This is a genomic window from Bradyrhizobium sp. AUGA SZCCT0105, assembly GCF_018129565.1.
Classification (GTDB): Bacteria; Pseudomonadota; Alphaproteobacteria; order Rhizobiales; family Xanthobacteraceae; genus Bradyrhizobium.
In genome coordinates, this window is the sequence record NZ_JAFCMK010000010.1 from 49,391 (window position 1) to 74,270 (window position 24,880).

24 protein-coding genes are annotated in these 24,880 nt (G+C 64.2%); 13 read left to right on the plus strand and 11 right to left on the minus strand.

Going from position 1 to position 24,880, the window contains the following annotated elements; translation table 11 throughout:
- The first annotated feature begins 22 nt into the window (after nucleotides 1–22).
- Together JQ573_RS33750 and JQ573_RS33755 are read left to right on the plus strand one after the other, a co-directional pair.
- The gene (locus tag JQ573_RS33750; RefSeq protein WP_212312795.1) at nucleotides 23–847 is read left to right on the plus strand and encodes an outer membrane lipoprotein carrier protein LolA; all 825 of its coding nucleotides are present in this window, start codon (nucleotides 23–25) and stop codon (nucleotides 845–847) included.
- 156 nt (nucleotides 848–1,003) lie between these two features.
- Nucleotides 1,004–1,819 (plus strand): exodeoxyribonuclease III, encoded by an 816-nt coding sequence (locus tag JQ573_RS33755; protein WP_212312793.1) that lies wholly within the window; start codon nucleotides 1,004–1,006, stop codon nucleotides 1,817–1,819.
- 143 nt (nucleotides 1,820–1,962) lie between these two features.
- Here the strand turns inward: JQ573_RS33755 and JQ573_RS33760 are convergent, their stop codons facing one another.
- Both JQ573_RS33760 and JQ573_RS33765 read right to left on the minus strand, forming a co-directional pair.
- Nucleotides 1,963–2,403 carry a Crp/Fnr family transcriptional regulator gene (locus JQ573_RS33760; protein WP_212312791.1) on the minus strand — a complete coding sequence of 147 codons (441 nt, stop codon included), beginning with the start codon at nucleotides 2,401–2,403 and terminating at the stop codon, nucleotides 1,963–1,965.
- A 57-nt stretch (nucleotides 2,404–2,460) separates the two neighbouring features.
- On the minus strand, nucleotides 2,461–3,147 hold the full coding sequence (locus tag JQ573_RS33765; RefSeq protein WP_016841446.1) for a response regulator transcription factor: 687 nt from the start codon (nucleotides 3,145–3,147) through the stop codon (nucleotides 2,461–2,463).
- A 242-nt stretch (nucleotides 3,148–3,389) separates the two neighbouring features.
- Here JQ573_RS33765 and JQ573_RS33770 point away from each other — a divergent pair, with 242 nt between their 5' ends.
- Both JQ573_RS33770 and JQ573_RS33775 read left to right on the plus strand, forming a co-directional pair.
- Nucleotides 3,390–3,929 carry a L,D-transpeptidase gene (locus tag JQ573_RS33770; RefSeq protein ID WP_212312789.1) on the plus strand — a complete coding sequence of 180 codons (540 nt, stop codon included), beginning with the start codon at nucleotides 3,390–3,392 and terminating at the stop codon, nucleotides 3,927–3,929.
- A gap of 102 nt (nucleotides 3,930–4,031) precedes the next feature.
- Complete coding sequence (locus JQ573_RS33775; protein WP_212312787.1) at nucleotides 4,032–4,817, plus strand: 2-keto-4-pentenoate hydratase; 786 nt, start codon at nucleotides 4,032–4,034, stop codon at nucleotides 4,815–4,817.
- A 144-nt stretch (nucleotides 4,818–4,961) separates the two neighbouring features.
- On the opposite strand, the gene JQ573_RS33780 is transcribed toward JQ573_RS33775, so the two are convergent.
- Entirely contained in the window at nucleotides 4,962–5,666 is a 705-nt protein-coding gene (locus tag JQ573_RS33780; RefSeq protein ID WP_212312785.1) for a YggS family pyridoxal phosphate-dependent enzyme, read from the minus strand.
- 109 nt (nucleotides 5,667–5,775) lie between these two features.
- Between JQ573_RS33780 and JQ573_RS33785 the strand changes: the two genes are divergently transcribed.
- From JQ573_RS33785 to holA, 4 genes are all read left to right on the plus strand, one after another.
- Nucleotides 5,776–7,467, plus strand: coding sequence for a diguanylate cyclase domain-containing protein (locus JQ573_RS33785; RefSeq protein ID WP_212312783.1), 1,692 nt, complete (start codon nucleotides 5,776–5,778; stop codon nucleotides 7,465–7,467).
- Nucleotides 7,468–7,843: 376 nt separating this feature from the next.
- Complete coding sequence (leuS, locus tag JQ573_RS33790; protein ID WP_212312781.1) at nucleotides 7,844–10,468, plus strand: leucine--tRNA ligase; 2,625 nt, start codon at nucleotides 7,844–7,846, stop codon at nucleotides 10,466–10,468.
- Nucleotides 10,455–11,012 (plus strand): LPS assembly lipoprotein LptE, encoded by a 558-nt coding sequence (gene lptE / locus JQ573_RS33795; protein ID WP_097676204.1) that lies wholly within the window; start codon nucleotides 10,455–10,457, stop codon nucleotides 11,010–11,012. The genes leuS and lptE overlap by 14 nt, the downstream gene beginning before the upstream one ends.
- An 8-nt stretch (nucleotides 11,013–11,020) precedes the next feature.
- Nucleotides 11,021–12,052, plus strand: a complete 1,032-nt coding sequence (holA, locus tag JQ573_RS33800) for a DNA polymerase III subunit delta (RefSeq protein ID WP_212312778.1) — start codon at nucleotides 11,021–11,023, stop codon at nucleotides 12,050–12,052.
- Between the two features lie 123 nt (nucleotides 12,053–12,175).
- Here the strand turns inward: holA and JQ573_RS33805 are convergent, their stop codons facing one another.
- The 5 genes from JQ573_RS33805 to mnmE all read right to left on the minus strand — a co-directional run bounded on the left by JQ573_RS33805 (nucleotide 12,176) and on the right by mnmE (nucleotide 18,334).
- Complete coding sequence (locus tag JQ573_RS33805; RefSeq protein WP_212312776.1) at nucleotides 12,176–13,063, minus strand: ParB/RepB/Spo0J family partition protein; 888 nt, start codon at nucleotides 13,061–13,063, stop codon at nucleotides 12,176–12,178.
- A gap of 141 nt (nucleotides 13,064–13,204) precedes the next feature.
- Entirely contained in the window at nucleotides 13,205–14,056 is an 852-nt protein-coding gene (locus tag JQ573_RS33810; protein WP_212312775.1) for a ParA family protein, read from the minus strand.
- A gap of 31 nt (nucleotides 14,057–14,087) precedes the next feature.
- Nucleotides 14,088–14,753, minus strand: a complete 666-nt coding sequence (rsmG, locus tag JQ573_RS33815; RefSeq protein ID WP_212312773.1) for a 16S rRNA (guanine(527)-N(7))-methyltransferase RsmG — start codon at nucleotides 14,751–14,753, stop codon at nucleotides 14,088–14,090.
- Between the two features lie 120 nt (nucleotides 14,754–14,873).
- Nucleotides 14,874–16,757 carry a tRNA uridine-5-carboxymethylaminomethyl(34) synthesis enzyme MnmG gene (mnmG, locus tag JQ573_RS33820; protein WP_212312771.1) on the minus strand — a complete coding sequence of 628 codons (1,884 nt, stop codon included), beginning with the start codon at nucleotides 16,755–16,757 and terminating at the stop codon, nucleotides 14,874–14,876.
- A 251-nt stretch (nucleotides 16,758–17,008) separates the two neighbouring features.
- A complete protein-coding gene (gene mnmE, locus JQ573_RS33825; protein ID WP_212312769.1) occupies nucleotides 17,009–18,334 on the minus strand; it encodes a tRNA uridine-5-carboxymethylaminomethyl(34) synthesis GTPase MnmE in 1,326 nt (441 codons plus the stop codon).
- Between mnmE and JQ573_RS33830 the strand changes: the two genes are divergently transcribed.
- Nucleotides 18,270–18,422, plus strand: a complete 153-nt coding sequence (locus JQ573_RS33830; protein WP_249132639.1) for a hypothetical protein — start codon at nucleotides 18,270–18,272, stop codon at nucleotides 18,420–18,422. The two genes, mnmE and JQ573_RS33830, sit on opposite strands and share 65 nt — an antisense overlap.
- 212 nt (nucleotides 18,423–18,634) lie before the next feature.
- Here JQ573_RS33830 and rho read toward each other — a convergent pair whose 3' ends face one another.
- Together rho and hemJ are read right to left on the minus strand one after the other, a co-directional pair.
- Entirely contained in the window at nucleotides 18,635–19,900 is a 1,266-nt protein-coding gene (gene rho, locus JQ573_RS33835) for a transcription termination factor Rho (protein WP_028341998.1), read from the minus strand.
- 251 nt (nucleotides 19,901–20,151) lie between these two features.
- Entirely contained in the window at nucleotides 20,152–20,574 is a 423-nt protein-coding gene (gene hemJ, locus JQ573_RS33840) for a protoporphyrinogen oxidase HemJ (protein WP_212313001.1), read from the minus strand.
- Nucleotides 20,575–21,023: 449 nt separating this feature from the next.
- Between hemJ and JQ573_RS33845 the strand changes: the two genes are divergently transcribed.
- Genes JQ573_RS33845 through dnaQ form a run of 4 tightly spaced genes read left to right on the plus strand, consistent with a single transcriptional unit; the run spans nucleotide 21,024 to nucleotide 23,870 of the window.
- Nucleotides 21,024–21,860, plus strand: a complete 837-nt coding sequence (locus JQ573_RS33845; RefSeq protein ID WP_212312755.1) for a pyruvate, water dikinase regulatory protein — start codon at nucleotides 21,024–21,026, stop codon at nucleotides 21,858–21,860.
- Between the two features lie 10 nt (nucleotides 21,861–21,870).
- Nucleotides 21,871–22,479 (plus strand): Maf family protein, encoded by a 609-nt coding sequence (locus JQ573_RS33850; protein ID WP_212312753.1) that lies wholly within the window; start codon nucleotides 21,871–21,873, stop codon nucleotides 22,477–22,479.
- A 36-nt stretch (nucleotides 22,480–22,515) separates the two neighbouring features.
- On the plus strand, nucleotides 22,516–23,115 hold the full coding sequence (coaE, locus tag JQ573_RS33855; RefSeq protein ID WP_212312752.1) for a dephospho-CoA kinase: 600 nt from the start codon (nucleotides 22,516–22,518) through the stop codon (nucleotides 23,113–23,115).
- Nucleotides 23,116–23,147: 32 nt separating this feature from the next.
- Entirely contained in the window at nucleotides 23,148–23,870 is a 723-nt protein-coding gene (gene dnaQ, locus JQ573_RS33860; RefSeq protein ID WP_092121030.1) for a DNA polymerase III subunit epsilon, read from the plus strand.
- Nucleotides 23,871–24,018: 148 nt separating this feature from the next.
- Here dnaQ and secB read toward each other — a convergent pair whose 3' ends face one another.
- Entirely contained in the window at nucleotides 24,019–24,507 is a 489-nt protein-coding gene (gene secB, locus JQ573_RS33865; RefSeq protein WP_092121028.1) for a protein-export chaperone SecB, read from the minus strand.
- Between the last annotated feature and the right edge of the window lie 373 nt (nucleotides 24,508–24,880).

Genomic DNA, 24,880 nt, shown 5'->3' on the forward strand with positions numbered 1-24,880 from the left:
GAACAGAGACCTGACATATCTGATGGCAAAACATCTCATTGACCGCGGCACGCGCACTGCGCTGGCTCTTCTCGTCACCGCCGCGATCGCCGGCGGCGCGGCTGCGCAGAATGCGCCGGCGACGCCGAAACCCGTAGCCAACGCGGGGCCGAAGGCTGCGCCGAAGGCCAAGGACGCCGGCGCGCAGAGCAATGCGGACAAGGGCCCGGCCACCACGGGCGCCACCCAGGCACCGCCGGACCCGGTGATTCCCGATCCGCGCCGCAACGTGCCCGCCAACATCTTCCAGACCTTCGACGCCAACCAGAAGGCTCAGGCCGCCAAGGTCTCGGCCTATCTGTCGTCGCTGCAGACGCTGGTCGGGAATTTCGTCCAGGTTGGTCCCGACGGCACCAAGACCAAGGGCGATTTCTACATCCAGAAGCCCGGCAAGCTGCGCTTCGAATATGACAATCCGAGCACCATCGAGGTGATCGCCGACGGCTCGTCGGTCGCAGTGCGCGACCGCAGGCTCGCCACCCAGGACATCTATCCGCTGTCGCAGACCCCGCTGCGCTATCTGCTGTCGGACCGCATCGACCTGATGAAGGACACCAACGTCGTCAGCGTCACGGCCGACGACGTGTTCGTCAGCATCACGATCGAGGAGAAGCAGGCGCTGGTCGGCACCAGCCGCTTCCTGCTGATGATCGGCGCCAAGGACGGCAAGCTCAAGCAGTGGACCGTCACCGATCCGCAGGGCTACGACACGACAGTTGCAGTCTACAATCTCGACGCGACGCAGAAGCCCGATCCGGGGCTGTTCAAGATCGACTTCACGACCTATCCGGGTTCTTCGCCGGGTTAGCCTGTTTGCGTAGGATGGGTAGAGCGCAGCGAAACCCATGGGCTTCGTGCCGCTGATTGAGATGATGGGTTTCGCTTCGCTCTACCCATCCTACAGGCGCTTGCTTGTGGACAAAGCGCTAACCCGCACCGAGAACCGTGCTAAGACGCACCTCTCATGCGGTTCTCCGTCACCACCTGGAACATCAACTCGGTGCGCCTGCGCATCGACATCGTCGCCAAATTCCTGAAGAGCGCGCGGCCAGATGTGCTGTGCCTGCAGGAGACCAAATGCATCGACGATGCGTTTCCGCTGAAGCGCTTCAAGCGGCTCGGTTATGAGCACATCGCGCTGAACGGACAGAAGGGCTATCACGGCGTCGCCATCGTCTCGCGCCTGCCGTTCGAGACCACCGACATCAGGACGTTCTGCGACAAGATCGACTCCCGGCACATCTCGGTGTCCTTCGGCGAGAAGGCGCAGCTCTCAAAGCCGCTGGTGCTGCATAATTTCTACGTGCCGGCCGGCGGCGACATTCCCGATCCCGCGCTCAATCCGAAGTTCGAGCACAAGCTGCAATTCCTCGACGAGATGAAAGCCTGCGAGCCGCTGCATCCGCGCGGCGACGACCGTCACATCCTGGTCGGCGACCTCAACGTCGCGCCGCACGAGAACGACGTGTGGTCGCACAAGCAGCTGTTGAAGGTGGTCTCGCACACGCCGGTCGAGACCGAGAAGCTGCTCGCGGCGCAAGCGCATGGCGAATGGTTCGACATCGCGCGCGAGCGGATCCCGATGTCGGAAAAGGTCTACACCTGGTGGAGCTATCGCGCCGCGGACTGGACCGTCGGCGACCGCGGCCGCAGGCTCGACCACATCTGGGTCTCGCGCGCGCTGAAGGATCAAGTCAGCGATTTCAAGATCACCCGCGACGCCCGCAGCTGGGAGCGGCCGTCGGACCACGTGCCTGTCACGGCGGTGATGGAGGTTTAGACGCGGCGTCAGCCTGAGCACCGTCATCCTGAGGCGCGAGCGGAGCGAGCCTCGAAGGATGAATCGGCCCGGCTGGTGGCCGTCGACCCTTCGAGACGCGCGCAAGAGCGCGCTCCTCAGGGTGACGGATCAATAGACAGCGGCTACGTGCTCAGCTTCCCGCCCGCGATCAAAATATCGCTCGCGAGCTGGCTGGTGCGGAGCGCGAGTTCGTCGCGCAGGCGGCGGGCGGCGGCCGGATCGCTTTCCAGCACGCGCTGGAACAGGCTGCGCGCGACGCGGATCACCGAGCCGCGCTCCAGCGCGGTCGCGGTCGAGGGCCGCTTCATCGCGACGATCAATGCGAGCTCGCCGATCAGCGCGCCGTGGCCGGCGATGATCTCGGCGCCGCCTTCCTCGACCCGGAACGTGCCGCGCTGCACGACGTAGCCGGCATCGGCCGTGTCGCCGGTCTTGAACAGCACCTCGCCTGCGTTGAAATCGCGTTGCTCGGAGCCGATCGCCAGCATGCGCAAGGAGCTGTCGCCCAACAGACGCATCGTCGGGACCTGCTCGAGCAGGGCTACGTCATCATCGATCGACATTCAGGGCCGGTAACCGCGGTGCGCCTCGATTTCACGAATCGTTGAGCGCGGAGCGTATCACGGCACCAGCTTGTAGCCACCGGCTTCCGTCACCAGGATTTCGGGGTTGGCGGCGTCCTTCTCGATCTTCTGGCGGAGGCGGTAGATGTGGGTTTCCAGCGTGTGGGTGGTGACGCCGGAATTGTAGCCCCAGACTTCCTGGAGCAGGGTCTCGCGCGACACCGGCATCTGGCCGGCGCGGTAGAGGAAGCGCAGGATCGCGGTTTCCTTCTCGGTCAGCCGCACCTTGCGGGCATTGGCGCCGGTGAGCATCTTCGAGCCGGGCCGGAACGAGTAGGGGCCGACCGAGAACACCGCGTCCTCGCTGGCCTCGTGCTGGCGCAGCTGCGCCCGGATCCGGGCCAGCAGCACCGCGAAGCGGAAGGGTTTTGCCACATAGTCGTTGGCGCCGCTTTCGAGGCCAAGGATGGTGTCGGAATCGGTGTCGTGGCCGGTCAGCATGATGATCGGGGCCTTGAAACCGCCCTTGCGCAGGCTGCGGACCACTTCGCGGCCGTCGGTGTCGGGCAGGCCGACATCCATCAGGACCAGATCGGGAGAATTGGCTTTGGCGGCAGTGGCGCCCTTGGCGCCGGTGTCGACTGCGGAGGCTTCGAATTCCTCGTGCAGGGACAGCTGCTCGACCAGCGTATCGCGCAGATCGGTATCGTCATCCACGATCAAGATCTTGCGGGCATTGGCCATAGGTACAATCCTTCGGGGGCGGGGCGGTCAGAAGCGGGGGGCGCTTATGGCCGTAGCATCGGCTAGATACGTGCTCAGGTAGGCCGTCGTTACCGATTCACAAGGCAGCGCAGTCTACCTCAAATCCGGCGGGGCAGGACGTGAATGTCCTGTAATGCCGGGAGATAGAATGATCGAACCGTCCAAGGCAAGTTCAGTTTTGAACGATTCTTAAAGGAAGACCAGCTATTTCAATCACTTATATGACAGTGAAACGTGATCGCCCGCTCTCCGCCATCGAGGTCCGCAGCGCCGCCGGCGACCCGCGCCGGGGCTGGCTGACCGCCGATGGCTGGACCGTTCCGGTGGCGCTTGGGCGCGGCGGAATCCTCGCCAACAAGCGCGAGGGCGACGGCGGCACGCCACGCGGCATCTTCCACCCCAAGCAGCTCTGGTGGCGCGCCGACCGGCACCGGCGTCCCGTGACCTTCCTGCCGGTGCGGCCGATCCGCCGCGAGGACGCCTGGTGCGAGGACCCCGCCGATCGCCATTACAACCAGCCGATCCGGCTCGACCGCGAGCAGGGCGGCGACCGCCTGACGCGCGAGGATCACCTCTACGACTTCATTGTCGAGATCGACCACAACGCCGCACCGCGCATCGCCGGCCGCGGCAGCGCCGTGTTCCTGCATCTGGCGCGACCGAATTTCGGGCCGACCGCGGGCTGCGTCTCGATGACCAAGGCGTCGATGCTGCGGCTGCTGCGGCGGATGTCGCCGCAGACCAGGATCATCATCGGGTAAAGTTCTGGAATAGCTGAGCATCGGTTTTCCCACGCGACAAACGCGACGCGCTTGTGCTGAGATCATGCGCAACACAGAAAATTCCCGCAGGGACGAAACCGCATGCTCGACAACAACCAGATCGCCGCTGCCGCCAAGGTCCTGCACGATCACTGGCACGCGGGAACGAAACTCGCCGCGCTCGATGGCGCCATGCGGCCGCGCGACCGCACCGAGGGTTACGCGGTGCAGGCTCAGCTGGAAAGGACATCGCGCGAAAAGCTGTTCGGCTGGAAGATCGCGGCGACCAGCGCGGCCGGCCAGAAGCATATCAATGTCGCAGGCCCGCTGGCCGGACGCATCCTCGCCGAAACATTGATCGCAGATGGCGGCACCGCATCCATGAAGGGCAACGCGATGTGCGTCGGCGAGCCGGAATACGCCTTCCGCATGGCACGTGATCTCGCGCCGCGCGCGACACCGTACGGCGTCGGCGAAGTGCTCGATGCGGTCGGCACGCTTCATCCCGCGATCGAGATTCCGGATTCGCGCTTCACCGATTTTACATCCGCCGGCGAGGCGCAGCTGATCGCCGACAATGCCTGCGCACATCTGTTCGTGCTCGGACCCGCAACATCGGCCGACTGGCGTGCGATCGATCTGGTCGAGGAGCGCCCGGCCATCACGCTGCGCGGCGAGCGCTACATCGGCCACGGCAAGAACGTGCTCGGCGATCCCCGCGCAGCCCTCGCCTGGTGCGCCAACGAGCTGCGCGCGCTCGGCCTGACCTTGCGTGCAGGCGAGGTCGTCACCACCGGTACCTGCCATCCGCCGCTGCCGATTCAGGCCGGCGACGTGTTCGCAGCCGATTTCGGCGCGATCGGAAACGTGTCGGTGAAGTTCGCGTGAGCCGTGCGCGAGCCGCACACACCGCCGTCGTCCTGGCGAAGGCCAGGACCCATTACCACCGCTGTCACTTGCAAGATGAAGGTCTCGCCGCGTGCCCTTTGCGATGGCCGCGGCGTATGGGTCCTGGCTTTCGCCAGGACGACGTTAGTTGTGCACCACCGTCCGCGTCCCGAAGATCGCCGAGCCCACGCGCACATGGGTCGCGCCCATCTGGATCGCCACCGCGAAATCCGCGCTCATGCCCATCGAGAGATTTGTCAGCCCATTGCGCGCGGCGATCTTGGCGCACAGCGCGAAATGCGGCGCCGGGGCCTGGTCGACCGGCGGGATGCACATCAGTCCTGAAATCTGCAGGCCATATTTGTCGCGGCATGCCGCGATGAAGGCATCCGCGTCCTGCGGCGCGACGCCGGCCTTCTGCGGCTCCTCGCCGGTATTGATCTGGACGAACAGCTCCGGATGCTTCCCTTGATTTTTGATTTCCTTGGCTAACGCTTCGCAAATGCTGGCGCGGTCGACCGAATGGATCGCATCGAACAGCGCCACCGCTTCCTTGGCCTTGTTCGACTGCAACGGCCCGATCAGATGCAGCTGCAGTCCCGGATGAGCCTGGATTAATTCCGGCCACTTGCCCTTGGCCTCCTGCACGCGGTTTTCGCCAAATACGCGCTGTCCGGCGCGAATAATCGGCAAAATTGCGTCGGCCGCGAATGTCTTCGACACCGCGATCAAGGTCACTGAGGCGCGGTCGCGCCGCGCTTCCTTGCAGGCATGCGCGATCTCCTGCTCCACGGCGGCGAGGCCGTGTGGTGAATCAGCCGATAACGGCGCGGTCGGGCTTTGTGTCATGCTTGTGCCGTTCTCTGACAGGCGCGGGGGGTTGGCTCGAATTTTACCAAATTCGGGAAAGGCTTTTTGAAGCCCTTCACTCTACCTTGCGCCCGGGCAAGGGACCAGAATGTCGGGCGTCACTTTCAACCGCAACCGGGTCAAACTCAAGAAGGTTCTGGGCATTCGCGCCCGGCTCGCCTTGCTTGCGGTGATGCTGGTCGCGCCCTTGATGCTCGATCGCGTCCGCACGCTGGAGAATTTCCGCTCGACGCAGATCGCGCAGGCCGCGGCCGGCTATGCCAACCTCACCGCGCACGCCGCCGAAACCCAGCGCGAGGTGGTCTCCTCGGTCGAGACCATGCTGAAATCGGCCGCCTATATCCGCGCCTCCGGTGGCATCGGGCAGAGCTGCGAGGTGCTGCGCGCCAGCCTGCCGACGGTGCTGCCGTGGATCCGCAGCATCATGTTCGTCTCCAGGGACGGTCTCGTGCAGTGTTCGACGCTCAACAGCCAGGTCGGACTCAATCTCGGCGACCGCGAATATTTCAAGAAGGCGCAGGACAACCGCGGCTTCGTGTTCAGCGACTATCTGCGCGGCAGGACCAACGGCCGGCCGATGATGATGGCCGCCTATCCGGTGGCCGCGATCAATCCGGAGCTCGACTCCATCGTCGTCGCCGGCATCAACATCGACTGGCTGTCGCAGATCATGGGCAATCTCGGCGGCCAGCCCGGCATGTCGGCGGTTCTCGTCGACTCGACCGGCGTCGTGGTCGCAGCCCCCACCGATCATGCGAGCCTGATCGGCCGCTCGCTCGACACCATCCCCTTGATGTCGGCGATCGCGGAGAAGGCGCTGAGCTACGACGAGCCGTCAGGCTCGGTGTCGTTCACGGCGTCCGACGGCGCGCAGCGCACGCTGAGCTTCGCCCGCATCGCCGGAACGCAATCCCGTCTGATCGTGAGCATGGATGAGGCCAAGGTGACGGCGGCGATCAGCCGCGAGATCCGCACCGCCTATCTGCAACTCGGCTTCGTCTGCCTTTTTGTGCTGCTCGGCGCGTTGGTCGGCGCGGAGCGGCTCGTCATCCATCCGATCGAGCTGATGACCAGCATGGCGCGTCGGTTCGGCGAGGGCGACTGGTCGGCGCGCGTTGCCAAGCACAAGCTGCCGTCGGAATTCGTGCCGCTGGCGCGCGCCTTCAACGCGATGGCGGCGCAGCTCAGCCAGCGCGAGCGTGAGCTCGTCGCCTCCAACGATCGTCTCACCGTGATGGCCTCGATCGATGCGCTGTCCGGCCTCGCCAACCGCCGCGGCTTCCAGAGCCGGCTCGATTTCGAGTGGATGCGGGCGCAGCAATATGAATGCGAGCTGTCGCTGATGATGATCGATGTCGATCACTTCAAGCTCTACAACGACACCTACGGCCATCCCGAAGGCGACGTCTGCCTGACCCGGATCGGCGAGACGCTGGCCGGGATCGCCGCCGACACCATGGGCTTTGCCGGCCGCTACGGCGGCGAGGAATTTTGTCTATTGCTGCCGAACACCGACGCCGCGCACGCACTCGCGATCGGCGAAACGGTGCGCACCGCAATCCTCGGCCTCGCCGTGCCGCATGCGCCTTCCAGCCATTGCGTCGTCACCGTCAGCGTCGGCGTCGCCACGACCAAGCCGAACGAAACCCAGCGCCCCGGCGATCTGATCGAGGCGGCGGACGCCGCCCTCTACGCCGCCAAACGCCGCGGCAGGAATGCCGTGATCGAGCACGGCTTCTTGCAGACGCTGGATGAAGCCGGGATGGCGCTGGCGAGTTAGTACCTCTGATCAAGGAGCGGGCGGAACGAACGGCAAAACTCGGACAAAACATGTCGCGAGGACGCGAAATCGGGCCCCATATCACGCTGTCATCGCCCGGCTCGACCGGGCGATCCAGTACGCCGCGGCCTCTCGGTTCAAGTATAAACGTCTCTGGAATACTGGGTCACCCGGTCAAGCCGGGTGACGACACCGGATCGGTTCCTAGCGGGCTGCCGTGTGGCGACCCTCACCCTTCCCCGCTGTACCGACGGCAGGCCATGAGCATTTGGCAGCCCCCAAGCCGTTGACCCCATGGGCGATTTTATGGCCTAGTCCGCCGTCCCCGGATGGGACCCGAAAACCACCCAAAGCCACCCAGAATCCCTGCGATTTCATGACCGCCGAACGCTACAACGCCCGTGAATCCGAACCCCGCTGGCAAGCCACCTGGGACGAAAAGGCGATCTTCGCCTCCAAGAACGACGATCCGCGGCCGAAATACTACGTGCTCGAAATGTTCCCGTACCCGTCGGGGCGCATCCATATCGGCCATGTCCGCAACTACACGCTCGGCGACGTGCTGGCCCGCTTCATGCGCGCCAAGGGCTTCAACGTGCTGCACCCGATGGGTTGGGACGCGTTCGGCCTGCCGGCGGAGAACGCCGCGATCGAGCGCAAGGTGGCGCCGAAGGCCTGGACCTACGACAACATCGCCGCGATGAAGAAGCAGCTCAAGTCGATCGGGCTGTCGCTCGACTGGAGCCGGGAGTTCGCGACCTGCGACCCCAGCTACTACAAGCATCAGCAGAAGATGTTTCTGGACATGCTGCGCGCCGGCCTCGCCGAGCGCGAGAAGCGCAAGCTGAACTGGGATCCGGTCGACATGACCGTGCTCGCCAACGAGCAGGTGATCGACGGCCGCGGCTGGCGTTCCGGCGCCGTTGTCGAGCAGCGGGAAATGAGCCAGTGGGTCTTCAAGATCACGAAGTACGCGCAGGAGCTGCTGGAGGCGCTGGACGGCCTGGACCGCTGGCCCGACAAGGTGCGGCTGATGCAGCGCAACTGGATCGGCCGCTCCGAGGGCCTGTTGATCCGCTTCGCGCTGGATCCGGCGACCACACCGGCCGGCGAGAGCGAGCTGAAGATCTTCACGACGCGGCCGGACACGCTGTTCGGCGCAAAATTCATGGCGATCTCGGCGGATCATCCGCTGGCGCAGGCGGCGGCCGCGAAGAATCCGGAGCTCGCCGAGTTCATCGCCGACATCAAGAAGATCGGCACCGCGCAGTCGATCATCGACACCGCCGAGAAGCAGGGTTTCGACACCGGCATCAAGGCGGTGCATCCGTTCGATCCGAGCTGGAAGCTGCCGGTCTATGTCGCGAACTTCGTGCTGATGGAATACGGCACCGGCGCCATCTTCGGCTGCCCGGCGCATGACCAGCGCGACCTCGACTTCGTCAACAAATACGGCCTCGGCAACGTGCCGGTGGTCTGCCCCGAGGGCCAGGACCCGAAGACGTTCTTCATCACCGACACCGCCTATGACGGTGACGGCCGCATGATCAATTCCCGCTTCCTCGACGGCATGACCATCGACGAGGCGAAGGAAGAGGTTGCGAAACGGCTGGAAGCCGAGCTGCGCGGGAATTCGCCGGTCGGCGAGCGGCAGGTGAATTTCCGGCTGCGCGACTGGGGCATTTCGCGCCAGCGCTATTGGGGCTGCCCGATTCCCGTCATCCATTGTCCGACATGCGACGTGGTGCCGGTGCCCGACGACCAGTTGCCGGTGACGCTGCCGGAGGATGTCAACTTCGACAGGCCGGGCAACGCGCTCGACCATCATCCGACCTGGAAGCACGTCACGTGCCCGAAGTGCGGCGGCAAGGCGGTGCGCGAGACCGACACGATGGACACCTTCGTGGACTCGTCGTGGTACTTTGCGCGCTTCACCGATCCATGGAACGCGACCGCGCCGACCACGCCCGCGGTCGCCAACCGGATGATGCCGGTCGACCAGTATATCGGCGGCGTCGAGCACGCGATCCTGCATCTGCTCTACAGCCGCTTCTTCACCCGCGCGATGAAGGCGACCGGCCACATCGACATGAGCGAGCCGTTCGCCGGCATGTTCACCCAGGGCATGGTGGTGCACGAGACCTACCAGAAGGCCGACGGCAGCTGGGTCACGCCGGCCGAGGTGAAGATCGAGGTCGGCGGCAACGGCCGCCGCGCGGTGCTGATGGCGACCGGCGAGGACATCGAGATCGGCCCGATCGAGAAGATGTCGAAGTCGAAGAAGAACACCGTCGACCCCGACGACATCATCGCAAGCTACGGCGCCGACGTGGCGCGCTGGTTCATGCTGTCGGACTCGCCGCCGGACCGCGACGTGATCTGGAGCGATGAGCGTGTGCAGGGCGCCTCGCGCTTCGTGCAGCGGCTGTGGCGGCTGGTGAACGAATCGGCCGAGATCGCCAAGCTGGCGTCGGCGGCCCGGCCCGGCACCTTCGGGCCCGAGGCGCTGGCGTTGCGCAAGGCGGCCCATGGCGCGCTCGACAAGGTGTCGTCCGGGATCGAGCGGCTGCATTTCAATGTCTGCCTCGCCCATATCCGCGAATTCGCCAATGCGCTGTCCGAGGTGCTGGCGAAAGGCGACAAGCCGGCGCCGGACGTCGCCTGGGCGGTGAAAGAGGCCGCGACCATCCTGGTTCAGCTGTTCTCGCCGATGATGCCGCATTTGGCCGAGGAGTGCTGGGTGGTTCTAGGCCAGTCCGGGCTGGTTTCCGAGGCCGATTGGCCGCAAATCGAACGCGATTTGCTGGTCGAAGACAGCGTGACCCTGGTCGTCCAGGTCAACGGTAAAAAACGAGGTGATGTTACCGTGCCACGGGCGGCGCAAAATGCGGATATAGAGGCTGCCGTTTTGGCGCTCGATGCGGTAAAAGCCGCACTGGGCGGCAAACCCGTCCGCAAGGTGATCGTGGTGCCCATGAGGATCGTCAATGTTGTCGGCTAGGATCAGGATCGCCGCCCGGCTCGTGGCCGTGGCAGCCTTGGCCGCGCTGACGGCTGGTTGCTTCCAGCCGATGTATGCCGAGCGCACCCTCGACGGCCAGTCGTCCGCCTTGCGCGAAAAGCTGATGGGCGTCGAGGTTCCCCCGGTCGACAAGGCGAACGCGTCCCGCGAGGCCCGGGTCGGCGTCGAGGTTCGCAACGCCCTCGCCTTCAAGCTCTACGGCACCGCCACCGGCGCACCGCCGACGCACCGGCTGGTGCTGCGCTTCTATACCAGCCGCTCCTCGCTGATGATCGATCCGACCACCGCGCTGCCGACCAGCGAGAACTACGGCATCGATGCCCAGTTCAACCTGATCGAGATCGCGTCGAACAAGTCGGTCATGACCGGCACCACGTTCTCGCGTGTGTCCTACGACATGCCGGGCTCGTATCAGCGCTTCGCCCGTACCCGCGCCCTCCGTGACGCCGAGGACCGCGCCGCGCAGGAGATCGCCGACAACATCCAGACCCGCCTCGCCTCCTTCTTCTCAGCCGGGACCTGATCGCCGCATTGGTCGCGCTTCGCGGAAAAGAGATCGACAGCTTCCTCGCCCGGCCTGACGCCGGTCGCCCGATCATCCTGCTTTACGGCCCGGACCTCGGCCTGGTGCGCGAACGCGCCGACGCGCTGATGGCCTCCGCCGTCGACGATCCCAACGATCCATTCTCGCTGGTGCGACTCGATGGCGACGATCTCGCCCCCGAACCATCGCGGCTGGTCGATGAGGCCATGACAGTGCCCCTGTTCGGCGGCCGCCGCGCCATCCGCGTCCGCGCCGGCTCGCGCAATTTCGCAAGCGGCGTCGAGACGCTGACCGAGACCCCAGCACTCAGGGATTGCCGCATCGTGATCGAGGCCGGCGAGCTCAGGCCGGAATCGCCGCTGCGCAAGATCTGCGAGCGCGCCAGGACTGCGGTGGCGATCGGCTGCTATCCCGACACCGAACGCGATCTGACCAAGCTGATCGAGGACGAGCTGCGCGTCTCCAACCTGCGGCTCGCGCAGGACGCGCGCGCGGTGCTGATGTCGCTGCTCGGCGGCGACCGCATGGCCTCGCGCAACGAGCTGCGCAAGCTCGCGTTGTTCGCGCATGGCAAGGGCGAGATCACGCTCGACGACGTGATGACCGTGGTCTCCGACGCCTCCGAGCTGAAGCTCGATCCGATCGTCGACGGCGCCTTCGCCGGCAACGCCGCGTTGGTCGAAAGCGAGTTCACCAAGGCAATGGTCGCCGGCACCTATCCCGGCGTGATCATCTCGGCCGCGCAGCGCCAGGCGGCGTGGCTGCATAAATCGGCGCTCACGATCGCGGACGGCACGCCGGCGTCAGCCGTGCTCGAAGGCGGATTTCCGCGCCTGCATTTCTCGCGCAAGCCGGCGGTCGAGGTCGCGCTGCGCAATTTCACGCCGCCGCGGCTGGTGGCCGTGATCGATCAGCTCGCGACCGCGGCGCTCGACATGCGCAAGCAGGCCGCGCTCGCCGCCGTGATCGCGCAGCGCGCGCTGCTCTCGATCGCGGCGAATGCGAAGCGACGGGGGTGAGACACGATTTTGGAGTGACGTCATTGCGAGCGAGGCGAAGCAATCCATCTTCCCGCATGCTCGGAAAGATGGATTGCTTCGTCGCTGTCGCTCCTCGCAATGACGGAGACAGATGTCGGCGGGCTAACCGCCTTCCAGCCGCCGCACCACCTCGTCGAGCTGCTCGAGGTTGCGGTAGCTGATCTGGACCGTGCCGCCGGGATCGCGATGGCTGACGGTGACGGCAAGGCCGAGCGCATCGCTGACGCGCTTCTCCAGCGCCAGCGTGTCGGCGTCCTTGTCGACCTTCGCCGCGCTGCTCCGCGGCTTCTGCGGCTTGCGCTCCGGCACGCCCTCCTCATGCGCCAGCGCCTCGGCCTGGCGCACGTTGAGGCCCTCGGCGACGATGCGCTTCGCGGCGGTGAGCGGATCGGGCACGCCGATCAGCGCGCGGGCGTGGCCGGCGGAGAGATCGCCCTTCGAGATCAGCGCCTGCACCTCGGCGGGAAGCTTGGTCAGCCGCATCATGTTGGCGACATGGCTGCGGCTCTTGCCGACGATCTTGGCGATGTCCTCCTGGCTGCGTTTGAACTCGTCGGCGAGCGCGTGATAGCCCAGCGCCTCTTCCATCGCGTTGAGGTCTTCGCGCTGGACGTTCTCGATGATCATGATCTCGAGCGCGTCGGAATCAGAGACCTCGACCGGCACGATCGGCACTTCATGCAGGCCTGCGAGCTGCGAGGCGCGCCAGCGGCGTTCGCCGGCGATGATCTCGTAGCGGTCCTGCACGCCCTTGATGGCGCGCACCACGATCGGCTGGATCACGCCACGCGCCTTGATCGAATCGGCGAGTTCGCCGAGCTCCGTGTCGGCGAAGCTGCGCCGCGGATTGCGCGGGTTGGCCTCGAGGAATTCGATCGGCACCTTGCGCTGCGTGCGCGGCCGCTCGACATGCGCGGCCGCCTCGCCGCCGACATCTCCGATCAGGCTTGCCAGCCCGCGCCCCAGTCGCGAACGCGCTTCATCGGCCATTGTTGCGAGCTCCCTTGGATTCACACGCAGTACTCCAGACTTGAATTTCAGAATCGTCGAATGGGCCGCGCGCAGCGAAACCCATCGCTCTCATTGTGTGCAATGATGGGGTTCGCTTCACGGCGCCCATCCACCACATCGTCAATGCGCGCGCAGCTCGCGCTCGCGCTGGATCACTTCGGTGGCGAGCTTGAGATACGCATCGCTGCCGGCGCATTTAAGATCGTAGACCAGCACCGGCTTGCCGTAGGACGGCGCTTCCGAGATGCGCACGTTGCGCGGGATCATGGTGTCGTAGACCTTGTTGCCCATGAACTGGCGCACGTCGGCAACCACCTGGTTGGACAGGTTATTGCGCGAGTCGAACATGGTCAGCACGATGCCGTGGATCGACAGGGTCGGATTGAGCGTCGAGCGCACCTGCTCAACGGTCTGCAGCAATTGCGACAGACCTTCGAGCGCGAAGAACTCGCATTGCAGCGGCACCAGGATCGCATCCGACGCTGCCATCGCATTCACGGTAAGCAGATTGAGCGAGGGCGGGCAGTCGATCAGCACATAGGTGTAGTCGGCTTCCGGCGAGACATTGTTGTTCAGCCCGGCGATCGCATCGCGCAGCCGGAAGGCGCGGCCCGGCGTGGTGCCGAGCTCGAGCTCGAGGCCGGAGAGATCCATGGTGGAGGCGGCGATGTGCAGCCGCGGCACGGCGGTCGCGACCACGGCATCGCGCAACGGCGCTTCGCCGATCAGGACATCGTAGGTCGAGCAGCTGCGGTTGCGGCGATCGATGCCGAGACCGGTCGAGGCGTTGCCCTGCGGATCGAGATCGACGATCAGGACGCGCTCGCCAATCGCAGCGAGTGCGGTGCCAAGATTGATCGCTGTGGTGGTCTTGCCGACGCCGCCCTTCTGGTTGGCGAGCGACAGGATGCGCGGATGGCCAGGCGGCTGGGACGCCTTATCCTCTTGATAAACCTCGTCCATCACAGTCATACCAAAATACCATTTGCTCTTGCGGAGTCCCCTAGCGCCGCTCGATTGACCCGAGTTCGACGATCCAGCCCTGTCCGCCGGTCCGGCTGGAGTGTAGCTTTGGCTCAATAATCCAATATTTAGTGGCCTCGGTCAATTCGGCCTCTACATCTTGACCCTTCAAAAACAGCGCCTTCGCGCCCTTTTTGACCCACGGCTCCGCAAAGCCGATGAGTTGATGTAACGGAGCCAGCGCCCGCGCGGTGACGCAATCGATGGGACCTGCGATTCTATCCACAGTATCCCCGATATCAGCCAGATGCACCGTTCCCGGTGATGCCGTTACCCGTATCGCCTCGCGCAAGAATGCGGCCTTCTTGGCGATTCGCTCAACCAAATGGATCCGCGCGCCTTGTGTCTCGGCCAACGCACAGGCGAGGACGACGCCGGGAAAGCCCCCGCCGCTGCCGAGATCGACCCAGGATTTTGCTGAGGGTGCGAGGCTCAGGAGCTGCAGCGAATCGGAGACATGCCGCGTCCAGAGATTCGGAAGCGTGGAGGGCGCGACGAGATTGGTCTTGGCCTGCCACTCCAAAAGGAGGGCGATGTAGCGATCGAGCCGTGCCTCTGTTTCACGTGAAACAGGCGTGAGCGCGAGCGCTGCGGCCTTGTCCTTGGCAGAGACGCTGAGTTCGGCGGATTGCGGGGCTGGAGCCATTCTTGGTACAGGCCGTTTGTCTGACGTAATGAAAGCCGGTCGCGAGGCCGACGAGCGGCGCGTCGATCGATTCGCCTTCACAAAAGATAGGCGCTCACCTCGCGTGTTTCACGTGAAACGTCAGGCGGTCGCCTTGGCCGATTTCCGCCGCGCCTCGCGCCGCAGATACGCCGCTAAAATACCCAGCGCTGCCGGCGTCATGCCGTCGATCCGGCCCGCCTGCCCGACCGTCCGCGGCTGCGCCTTCTGCAGCTTGGCGCGCGCTTCGTTCGAGAGACCCGGCACATCGGCATAGTCGACATCGGTCAGGACCAGGCCCTCGTCGCGCCGGAAGGCGTCGACATCGGCAGTCTGGCGCTTCAGATAGACGTCGTATTTGGCATCGATCTCGAGATGCACCGCGATCGCAGGGTCAATGGCCGACAGCTCCGGCCAGATCGCCTGCACCGCGGGCCACTCGATCTCCGGATAGGCCAGCAGCTCGAAGGCAGACCGACGATGACCGTCGCGATTGAGCGCCAGCCCGTGCTTGGCCGCCTCATTCGGCGTGATCGCAAGCGACTTCGCCAAGGTCTTGGCCGCATCCAGGGCCGCCATCTTGGTCCGATGGCGTTCCGCGCGCGGCGTTCCGACGCATCCGAGCGCGATGCCCTTATCGGTCAGCCGCTGGTCGGCATTGTCGGCCCGCAGCGTCAGCCGGTATTCGGCCCGCGAAGTGAACATGCGATAAGGTTCGGTGATCCCGCGGGTCACGAGGTCGTCGATCATCACCCCGAGATAGCCGTCAGCGCGGTCGAACACGATCGGATCGGTGCCGCTGGCCGCCAGCGCGGCATTGAGCCCGGCAACGATGCCCTGCCCCGCAGCCTCTTCATATCCCGTGGTGCCATTGATCTGGCCGGCCAGGAAAAGCCCGCGCAGACGCTTGGTCTGCAAGGTCGGATCGAGCTCGCGGGGATCGACGTGGTCGTATTCGATTGCGTAGCCCGGACGGACCATTTTCACCTGCTCGAGGCCGGGGATGCTGGCGAGGATCGCGAGCTGGACCTCTTCGGGCAGCGAGGTCGAGATGCCGTTGGGATAGACCGTGCTGTCGTCGAGCCCTTCCGGCTCCAGGAAGATCTGATGGCCGTCGCGATCGCCAAAGCGGACGATCTTGTCCTCGATCGAGGGGCAATAGCGCGGTCCGGAGCTCTTGATCTGGCCGGAATACATCGGCGAGCGATGCACATTGGCCCGGATCACCTCATGGGTCGCCGGCGTGGTGCGGGTGATGCCGCACTGGATTTGCGGAGTCGTGATCCGGTCCGTCATGACCGAAAACGGCTCCGGCGGCTCGTCTCCGGGCTGCATTTCGACCGCGGACCAGTCGATCGTGGTGCCGTCGAGGCGTGGTGGCGTCCCGGTCTTGAGCCGGCCGAGCACAAAACCTGCCCGTTCGAACGAGACAGACAGACCCATCGCCGGCGCCTCGCCGACACGGCCTGCCGGCCAGTTCTTCTCGCCGAGATGAATCAGACCGCGCAGGAAGGTGCCGGTGGTGATGACAACCGCACCCGCTGAAAGCTGGCGGCCATCGCCCAGGCGAATGCCGGTTACGCCTCCGTCGACGACAATCAGCTCGTCCGCCTCGCCCTCGATGACGCTGAGATGCGCGGTCTCGGTGATCGCCGCCTGCATCGCGGCCGCATAGAGCTTGCGGTCGGCCTGGGCCCGGGGCCCACGGACCGCCGGACCTTTGCGGCGATTGAGCATGCGGAACTGGATGCCGCCGGCGTCGGCGACCCGGCCCATCAGACCGTCCAGCGCATCGACCTCGCGCACCAGATGGCCCTTGCCGAGCCCGCCGATCGCGGGATTGCAGGACATCGCGCCGACGGTCGCGAAACGATGGGTCACCAGGGCCGTCTTCGCGCCCATCCGGGCAGCCGCACTGGCGGCCTCACAGCCGGCATGGCCGCCGCCGATGACGATGACGTCAAATGAGTCTGCCCTGATAGTCATGGCGGGACTTCTATCGCGGAGTGATGAAAGCCGGAAGAACGAAGTTAGGTCGCAGGTCCGAGAACCAAGCCTGGGTTGCTTCCGCCTTCGCCCAGCATTCGGCGGATAAGCTGCCTCGTTCGCAACAACGGGCGGACCTGTTTCACGTGAAACAGGCCCGGTCATGCCGCGACAATTGTTTCACGTGAAACGGGAGAAAGTGTCCTTAACCAGATCGAAACCATGTTTCACGTGAAACAGACGGCCGCCCGCTACTTCCCGACGCAGAACTCGCGGAAGATGACGTCCAGGATGTCCTCGACATCCACCCGACCGAGCAGACGTCCGAGCGAAAAAGCGGCCCTGCGAAGTTCCTCGGCGGCGAGTTCCTCGCCCTGCCCGACCACATCGATGCAACGCCGAAGAGATTCGACGGTCTCCTCAAGCATTCCGCGCTGCCGCGTCCGGCTGATCAGGCCGCCCTCGCTGGTTGCGAAATAGTCGTGAGCGAAACCGACCAATGCGGCGATCAGTTCGGAGAGGCCGTCGCCGCGGGCCGCCGAGATCCGGAACTCGGGGTAACTGCCCCCGTCCCCCGACGGGGCCCTGACGAGGTCGATCTTGTTCCGCACCAGCCACGTTGGCGTCGTTCCGCCATGCCCGACCTTGGCGCCGCGGCTGTCGGCCAGCCACAGCACAAGATCGGCTTCCGCGGCGCGGGCCCGGGCGCGGCGAACCCCCTCCTGCTCCACCGGGTCGTCGGTCTCGCGGATCCCGGCGGTGTCGATGACCGTGACTGGATAGCCGTCGAGATCGAGCTGCACTTCGATCACGTCGCGCGTGGTGCCGGCATGCGGCGAGACGATCGCGACCTCGCGCTTGGCGAGCTGATTGATCAGGGTCGATTTGCCGACATTCGGCGGACCTGCGATCGCGACCACCAGGCCGTCGCGCAGCCGCTCGCTTTGGCCCTGCCCCGCCAGCACCTGCTTGATCTCATCATGCAGCGCCCGGATCTTCTCGAGCGCCGGCGCGATCAGCTCTGCCGGCACATCGCCTTCATCTGAGAAATCGATGCCGGCCTCGATCAGCGCCGACGCCGCGATGATCCGCTCGCGCCAGTCGCGCGCGCGATCGCCGAGCAACCCTTTCAGCTGGCGCAGCGCCTGGCGCCGTTGACGGTCGGTATCGGCATGGATCAGATCGTCAAGGCCTTCGGCCTCGGTCAGGTCGAGTTTGCCGTTCTCGAACGCCCGCCGGGTGAACTCGCCGGGCTCGGCCGGCCGCACATTCTCGAACGCCGCGATCGCATCGAACAGCGCTGCCAACACCGCGCGTCCGCCATGGACATGAAACTCGGCCACGTCCTCGCCGGTCGCACTCGCCGGTCCCGGGAACCACAGCACGACCGCATCATCGATCGGCTGATGGTTCGAATCGCGGAGCAACGCGCGGGTCGCCATCCGCGGGGCCGCCGTCTTGCCTGCCAGTCCGGTAATGACCGACTCGGCCATTGGGCCAGACAACCTGACAATGGCGATCGCACTCGGCGGCCGCCCGGAGGACAACGCGAAGATGGTCTGGTCGCGCGGATGCATTGCCTATTTCTTCCAGCAAATCGGCAAAGGCAATGCCGCTTCCATTTTGCACGCCGTGCCGCAATATGCTGCGCTGCAACACAGCTAATCTCGTTGCGGCCCAGCGCGCAGCAATTTTGCTGCACTACCGTCGACCTGACCACAATCTCTACGGTATAAAGGTAAATTATATCAGATAGTTATGTGAATATTCGGTGAGCCGAACCTGCTCTATCCATGCTGCGCCCTACCGCAGTAAATCCGCAGCATGAAAAAGGCGCCCCGTTTGTGCGGAGCGCCCTATTCGGTTTGGCCGTGGCCTCAGGTGTTCATGGAATCGAAGAATTCCGAGTTGCTCTTCGTGTTCCGGAGCTTGTCGAGCAGGAAGTCGATCGCGTCCATGGTGCCCATCGGATTGAGGATGCGGCGCAGGACGTACATCTTCTTCAGCACCTGCGGATCGGTGATGAGCTCCTCCTTGCGGGTGCCGGAGCGGGCGATATCGATCGCCGGGAAGGTCCGCTTGTCCGAAACCTTGCGGTCGAGGATCAGTTCGGAGTTACCGGTGCCCTTGAACTCTTCGAAGATGACTTCGTCCATACGGCTGCCGGTATCGACCAGCGCGGTCGCGATGATGGTCAGCGAACCGCCCTCCTCGATGTTGCGCGCGGCACCGAAGAAGCGCTTCGGGCGCTGCAGGGCGTTGGCGTCGACACCGCCGGTCAGCACCTTGCCCGATGACGGCACCACGGTGTTGTAGGCGCGGCCGAGACGCGTAATCGAGTCGAGCAGGATCACGACATCGCGGCCGTGTTCGACGAGACGCTTGGCCTTCTCGATCACCATCTCGGCGACCTGGACGTGACGCACGGCGGGTTCGTCGAAGGTCGACGACACCACCTCGCCCTTCACCGAGCGCTGCATGTCGGTGACTTCTTCCGGACGCTCGTCGATCAGAAGTACGATCAGATAGCAGTCGGGATGATTGGCGGTGATGGAGTGCGCGATGTTCTGCATCAGCACCGTCTTGCCGGTGCGCGGCGGCGCCACGATCAGCGCGCGCTGGCCCTTGCCGATCGGCGCGACGATGTCGATCACGCGGGCAGAGAGATCCTTCTTGGTGGAATCCTCAAGCTCCATGCGGAAACGCTGATTGGGAAACAGCGGCGTGAGGTTGTCGAAATTGACCTTGTGCTTGGCCTTCTCGGGATCCTCGAAATTGAGCGTATTGACCTTCAGCAGCGCGAAGTAGCGTTCGCCTTCCTTCGGGCTGCGGATGTGCCCTTCGATGGTGTCGCCGGTGCGCAAGCCGAAGCGGCGGATCTGCGAGGGCGAGACGTAGATGTCGTCGGGACCAGGCAGGTAGTTCGCGTCGGGCGAACGAAGGAAGCCGAATCCGTCGGACAGCACCTCCACGACGCCCTCGCCGACAATGTCGGTCTCGGCGGCGGCGAGGTTTTTGAGAATGGCGAACATCAGCTCCTGCTTGCGCATGGTGCTGGCATTCTCGACCCCGTTCTCTTCCGCGAACGAGACGAGCTCGGCCGGCGTTTTCGATTTGAGGTCCTGGAGTTTGATTTCCCGCATCGGGGTCGTCCTGTGAGGAAGTAAGTAGGGAAGGGGTGCGAGGTGGCTTGGAAAAAGCGGACGCCAAAGGAAGGTCCGCAGGTCTCAGCCAGGAAAGTGCCGTTTGGGCTTTCAAACCTGATGCGGCGCCGGCCCGAAAAGAACCGAAACGCGACCACATCCGCCTGCGTGGGGTGGGATAGGACCTATATAGAAAATCGATTCGTTCTTCGCAAGAAGGACTGAAGCATGGGTCCTAAACATCGCGATGTCTAGAACGGCTTCACGACCACCATGATCACGATCAGGATCATCAGAAGCGTCGGCACCTCGTTGATAATGCGATAGAATTTCTGAGTACGTTGATTCCGGTCGGCGGCGAAATCCTTCACGCAGCGAGACAAAAAGCCGTGGATACCCGACATGATGAGGACCAGCGTAAATTTGACGTGAAACCAGCCCGATAGGTACCAGTGTCCGGCCCAGGCCAGATAAAGCCCGGCGAGCCAGGCCACGATCATCGCGGGGTTGATGATCGCCTTCAAAAGCCGCCGCTCCATGACCTTGAAGGTCTCGGACTGCTTCGAGCCTGTCTCGGCCTCACAATGATAGACGAACAGCCGCGGCAGATAGAGCATGCCCGCCATCCAGGAGATCACGGCAACGATGTGCAGGGCCTTGATCCAGTCATACAACATCGCGGCGATGCCTTTCAGGGAACAGCTCGGGTGGTCTCAGCGTTGCGAGCCAAGCTCTGCTTGCGAGGGACCGATACATATCCGCTCACACGGCTCTCCTAAACTTAATTAAGTTTAGAATCTAAGGTTTGAGTCTAAGTGACGGTGAATTGGACTCATGCAAAACAATCCAGCCGTTCTTGCGGGCTTGTTCACATCCCTCAACATTTCGGCCAGCAGGACCGGATATCCGGAATCTGTCGCTCAACTCAATCGGTTGCGTACCTCTGTGACCAGCTTATGAAGAGACAAATCCACAGCGGTTCACTATCATCCGTCCGATGACGTCGACTTATCCTTTTCGGCGGTGCTGTGAAGAAGGGGACGAGATATACAGGGACCTGGCGGCGGACCCGGATTCTTCTCCTCGACCTCCACAGGGATTCACAGGATAGACAGGGGCCCCGGTGCCGACGACCTCCAATTATTTCCACCTGCATCTGGTGTCTGATTCGACCGGCGAGACGCTGATCACCGTGGCGCGCGCGGTCGCCGCGCAATACGCCAACGTGACGGCGGTCGAGCATGTCTATCCTTTGGTGCGCAGCCAGAAGCAGCTCGATCGCGTGCTCGACGAGATCGAGGAATCGCCCGGCATTGTCCTGTTCACGCTGCTTGAGAAGGATCTGGTCGGTCGGCTCGAGGGCAAGTGCAAGGCGATCAACGTTCCGAGCCTGTCGATCATAGGGCCGGTGATGCAGTTGTTCGAGGCGTATCTGGGTGCCGCGACGACCGGACGCGTCGGTGCGCAGCATGTGCTGAACGCGGAATATTTCAGCCGCATCGACGCGTTGAATTACACGATGATCCATGACGACGGTCAGCATGTCGAAGGCCTCGAGGACGCCGACGTCGTCCTGGTCGGTGTGTCCCGCACATCGAAGACGCCGACCTCGATCTATCTCGCCAACCGCGGCATCCGCACCGCGAATGTGCCGCTGGTGCCGGGCATCCCGCTGCCGCACCAGCTCGAGACCCTGAAGAAGCCATTGGTGGTCAGCCTGCATGCGACGCCGGAGCGCTTGATCCAGGTCCGGCAGAACCGCCTGCTCACGATGGGCGATCGCGACAACGACACCTACATCGACAAGCAGGCGGTGGCCGACGAAGTCGCGTTTGCACGGCGCCTGAGTGCGAAATTCAACTGGGCATTGCTCGACGTGACGCGTCGCTCGATCGAGGAGACTGCGGCTGCGATCATGAAGCTCTATAACGACCGCCAGCGCGCGCGGCCGTCGGAGTAACGGCCAAATCATGAGCATCTGGCGCGGCCCGCAGAAGCTGATCCTTGCGTCGCAAAGCCGTGCGCGAAGGATGCTGCTCGAAAACGCCGGCCTCGAGTTCGAGGCGCTGCCGGCCGATATCGATGAACGCGCGGTGCAGAAAAACTCCGGCCTTTCGGCGCCGGGCGAGATCGCATCGCTCCTGGCGCGTGAGAAGGCGCTGTTCATATCGAGGCAGAGGCCGGGTCAATATGTCGTCGGCGCCGACCAGACGCTGGCGCTGGGGGAGCGGATGTTCAGCAAGCCTGCCGGCCGTGCCCAGGCTGCCGAGCAGCTCGGCCTGCTCGCCGGACAGACGCATGCGCTACATTCAGCCGTCTCGGTCGCGCGCGATGGGAAAGTCCTGTTCGACGATGTGAGCGTGGCCCTGATGACGATGCGGCGGCTTGCTGCCGAGGAGATCGAAGCCTATCTCGACCAGGCCGGGGAGGCGGTGACGACCAGCGTCGGCGCCTACCAGCTCGAGGGCCTCGGCGTGCATCTGTTCGAGCAGATCGAAGGCGACCATTTCACCATCCTCGGCCTGCCGATATTGTCGCTGCTCGCATTCCTGCGCCGCGAAAAACTGCTCGCGGTGTGAGGTGCCGAGGCATGGCGACGGAGAGATGCTGAACCGATGTTGATTTTGGGACTGACCGGCTCGATCGGGATGGGAAAATCCACCACAGCCAAACTCTTCATCGAGGCCGGCGTGCCGGTGTATGACGCCGATGCGGCCGTGCATCAGCTCTATGAGGGCGAAGCCGCACCTGCGATCGAGGCAGCCTTTCCCGGCACCACGGCGAACGGCAAGGTCGACCGCGCAAAACTCTCGGCACGCGTGGTGCACGACCCTGCGGCAATGCGGCAGCTCGAGCAAATCGTGCATCCGATGCTTGGCGCGTCGCGGCAGAAATTCTTTGCCGATGCGGAAGCCGCCGGCGCGCCGATCGTCGTCGTCGACGTGCCGCTGCTGTATGAGACCGGCGGCGAGAAGCGCGTCGATGCGGTCGTCGTCGTTACCACCTCGCCGGAACTGCAGCGCGAGCGCGTGCTGGCGCGGGGCACCATGGATGCCGCCAAGCTCGACGCCATCATCGCCAAGCAGATGCCGGACGCCGAGAAGCGCAAGCGCGCGGATTTCATCGTGGATACCTCGCACGGACTTGATCCGGTGCGGGCGCGCATCCGCGACATTCTGGCCGAGGTTGTTAAGATGCCGGAGCGGCGAACCTGATTCGCCCCGCTTGTCCGGGATTCCCTCACGTCATGCGCGAAATCGTTCTCGATACCGAAACCACTGGCCTCGATCCGCTGCGCGGCGACCGGCTGGTCGAGATCGGCTGCGTCGAGATCTTCAACCGCATGCCGACGGGGCAGACCTACCACGTCTACATCAATCCCGAACGCGACATGCCGGCCGAAGCGTTCGCCGTGCACGGGCTGTCGACCGAATTCCTGGCCTCCAAGCCGCTGTTCAATGAGGTGGTCGACGAGTTCCTGGCCTTCATCGGCGATACGCCGCTGGTGATCCACAACGCGTCGTTCGATATCAGCTTCATCAATGCCGAGCTCGACCGCATCAAGCGGAAGGCCATCCCGAAGGACCGGCTGGTCGATACGCTGCTGCTGGCGCGACGCAAGCATCCCGGCGTGTCGAACCGGCTCGACGATCTCTGCTCGCGCTATCAGATCGACAATTCGCGCCGCACCAAGCACGGCGCCTTGCTCGATGCCGAGCTGCTGGCCGAAGTCTATATCGACCTGATCGGGGCGCGGCAGTCGCAGCTCATCCTGGCGTCGGAAAATTCGGATGCGCGCAGCGGAAGCTATGGCGATACGCCGCGGCGGCAGCGCGAGACGGCGCTGGTTGCGCGGGTCAGCGACGCGGATCGCGAGGCCCACCGGGCGTTCGTCGCGACGCTCGGCGACAAGCCGATCTGGAACGATTACTTGCCGCCGCCAGCGCCCGCTGCAGCACCGGCGGCTTGATCGCTTATACGTATTCCCGTCATGCTGAGGAGCCGCGAAGCGGCGTCTCGAAGGATGAACGGCCCGGCCGGTGGCCCGTCGGTCCTTCGAGACGCGCTACGCGCTCCTCAGGATGACGGGGTCAGGCTTCGGTATTCTCTAACTCAGTTCAGCTCGGCTTGACGCCAGAAGCGGCCTGGGCGGCTGCCTGCCGCTCCATGTTCTGGCGGTAGAGGCCGACGAAATCGACGGGGTCGAGCAGCAGGGGCGGGAAGCCGCCGTCGCGGACCGAGGTCGCGACGATCTCGCGCGCGAACGGGAACAGCAGCCGCGGGCACTCGATCATGACCAGCGGGTGCAAATTCTCCTTCGGCACGTTCACGATCCGGAAGACGCCGGCATAGGCGAGGTCGAAGCTGAACATCACCTTGCCGGCCGACTCGGCCTTGCCCTCGATCGAGAGGATCACCTCGTACTCGTTCTCCGACAGGTTGTTGGCGGAGACGTTGATCTGGATGTTGATCGCCGGCTGCTGTTGCTGCTGGCCGAGCGAGGTCGGCGCATTCGGGTTCTCGAACGACAGATCCTTGGTGTACTGCGCCAATACGTTGAGCTGGGGAGCGGGCTGCTCGACGGGGGCGCCGTTGCCATTGGTCATGAAAATGTCTCCTGGAGCGGCGCTCGGGACTGGATGTCCGACGGCACGCGTTAAGGTTTGGGAATGCCGATGCCGGCGAGTGGCTATCATAGGCCCGGCTCGGTCCACAAGGACGACGAGCGCGTGCGGGCTGGCGTCCCTGCGGCCAAATCGCCGGCATCGGGATCGTGAACGCAACTCCGCCCAATCCCTTAACGGCTTCCTAAATTATTGAAGATACGCGATTTCCGGGAAGGAACGGGTTTCCCCCCGGGGTCAAAACGCGCTACACTTGCCCGTGCCAAAAAGCGCCATTGGCCGGGCATAGTTTCGTGCCTACATGCTGCGGACTCAATCGGTGATGTAATCTCTGCCGTTCCCGACCGGGAACGCT

Bases quoted from the DNA above. Each gene is read 5' to 3' on its own strand.
- JQ573_RS33750 (WP_212312795.1), top strand. From the start codon at position 23: ATGGCAAAACATCTCATTGACCGCGGCACGCGCACTGCGCTGGCTCTT.
- JQ573_RS33755 (WP_212312793.1), top strand. From the start codon at position 1,004: ATGCGGTTCTCCGTCACCACCTGGAACATCAACTCGGTGCGCCTGCGC.
- JQ573_RS33760 (WP_212312791.1), bottom strand. From the start codon at position 2,403: ATGTCGATCGATGATGACGTAGCCCTGCTCGAGCAGGTCCCGACGATG.
- JQ573_RS33765 (WP_016841446.1), bottom strand. From the start codon at position 3,147: ATGGCCAATGCCCGCAAGATCTTGATCGTGGATGACGATACCGATCTG.
- JQ573_RS33770 (WP_212312789.1), top strand. From the start codon at position 3,390: ATGACAGTGAAACGTGATCGCCCGCTCTCCGCCATCGAGGTCCGCAGC.
- JQ573_RS33775 (WP_212312787.1), top strand. From the start codon at position 4,032: ATGCTCGACAACAACCAGATCGCCGCTGCCGCCAAGGTCCTGCACGAT.
- JQ573_RS33780 (WP_212312785.1), bottom strand. From the start codon at position 5,666: ATGACACAAAGCCCGACCGCGCCGTTATCGGCTGATTCACCACACGGC.
- JQ573_RS33785 (WP_212312783.1), top strand. From the start codon at position 5,776: ATGTCGGGCGTCACTTTCAACCGCAACCGGGTCAAACTCAAGAAGGTT.
- leuS (WP_212312781.1), top strand. From the start codon at position 7,844: ATGACCGCCGAACGCTACAACGCCCGTGAATCCGAACCCCGCTGGCAA.
- lptE (WP_097676204.1), top strand. From the start codon at position 10,455: ATGTTGTCGGCTAGGATCAGGATCGCCGCCCGGCTCGTGGCCGTGGCA.
- JQ573_RS33805 (WP_212312776.1), bottom strand. From the start codon at position 13,063: ATGGCCGATGAAGCGCGTTCGCGACTGGGGCGCGGGCTGGCAAGCCTG.
- JQ573_RS33810 (WP_212312775.1), bottom strand. From the start codon at position 14,056: ATGACTGTGATGGACGAGGTTTATCAAGAGGATAAGGCGTCCCAGCCG.
- rsmG (WP_212312773.1), bottom strand. From the start codon at position 14,753: ATGGCTCCAGCCCCGCAATCCGCCGAACTCAGCGTCTCTGCCAAGGAC.
- mnmG (WP_212312771.1), bottom strand. From the start codon at position 16,757: ATGACTATCAGGGCAGACTCATTTGACGTCATCGTCATCGGCGGCGGC.
- JQ573_RS33830 (WP_249132639.1), top strand. From the start codon at position 18,270: ATGGCGATCGCACTCGGCGGCCGCCCGGAGGACAACGCGAAGATGGTC.
- mnmE (WP_212312769.1), bottom strand. From the start codon at position 18,334: ATGCATCCGCGCGACCAGACCATCTTCGCGTTGTCCTCCGGGCGGCCG.
- rho (WP_028341998.1), bottom strand. From the start codon at position 19,900: ATGCGGGAAATCAAACTCCAGGACCTCAAATCGAAAACGCCGGCCGAG.
- JQ573_RS33850 (WP_212312753.1), top strand. From the start codon at position 21,871: ATGAGCATCTGGCGCGGCCCGCAGAAGCTGATCCTTGCGTCGCAAAGC.
- coaE (WP_212312752.1), top strand. From the start codon at position 22,516: ATGTTGATTTTGGGACTGACCGGCTCGATCGGGATGGGAAAATCCACC.
- dnaQ (WP_092121030.1), top strand. From the start codon at position 23,148: ATGCGCGAAATCGTTCTCGATACCGAAACCACTGGCCTCGATCCGCTG.
- secB (WP_092121028.1), bottom strand. From the start codon at position 24,507: ATGACCAATGGCAACGGCGCCCCCGTCGAGCAGCCCGCTCCCCAGCTC.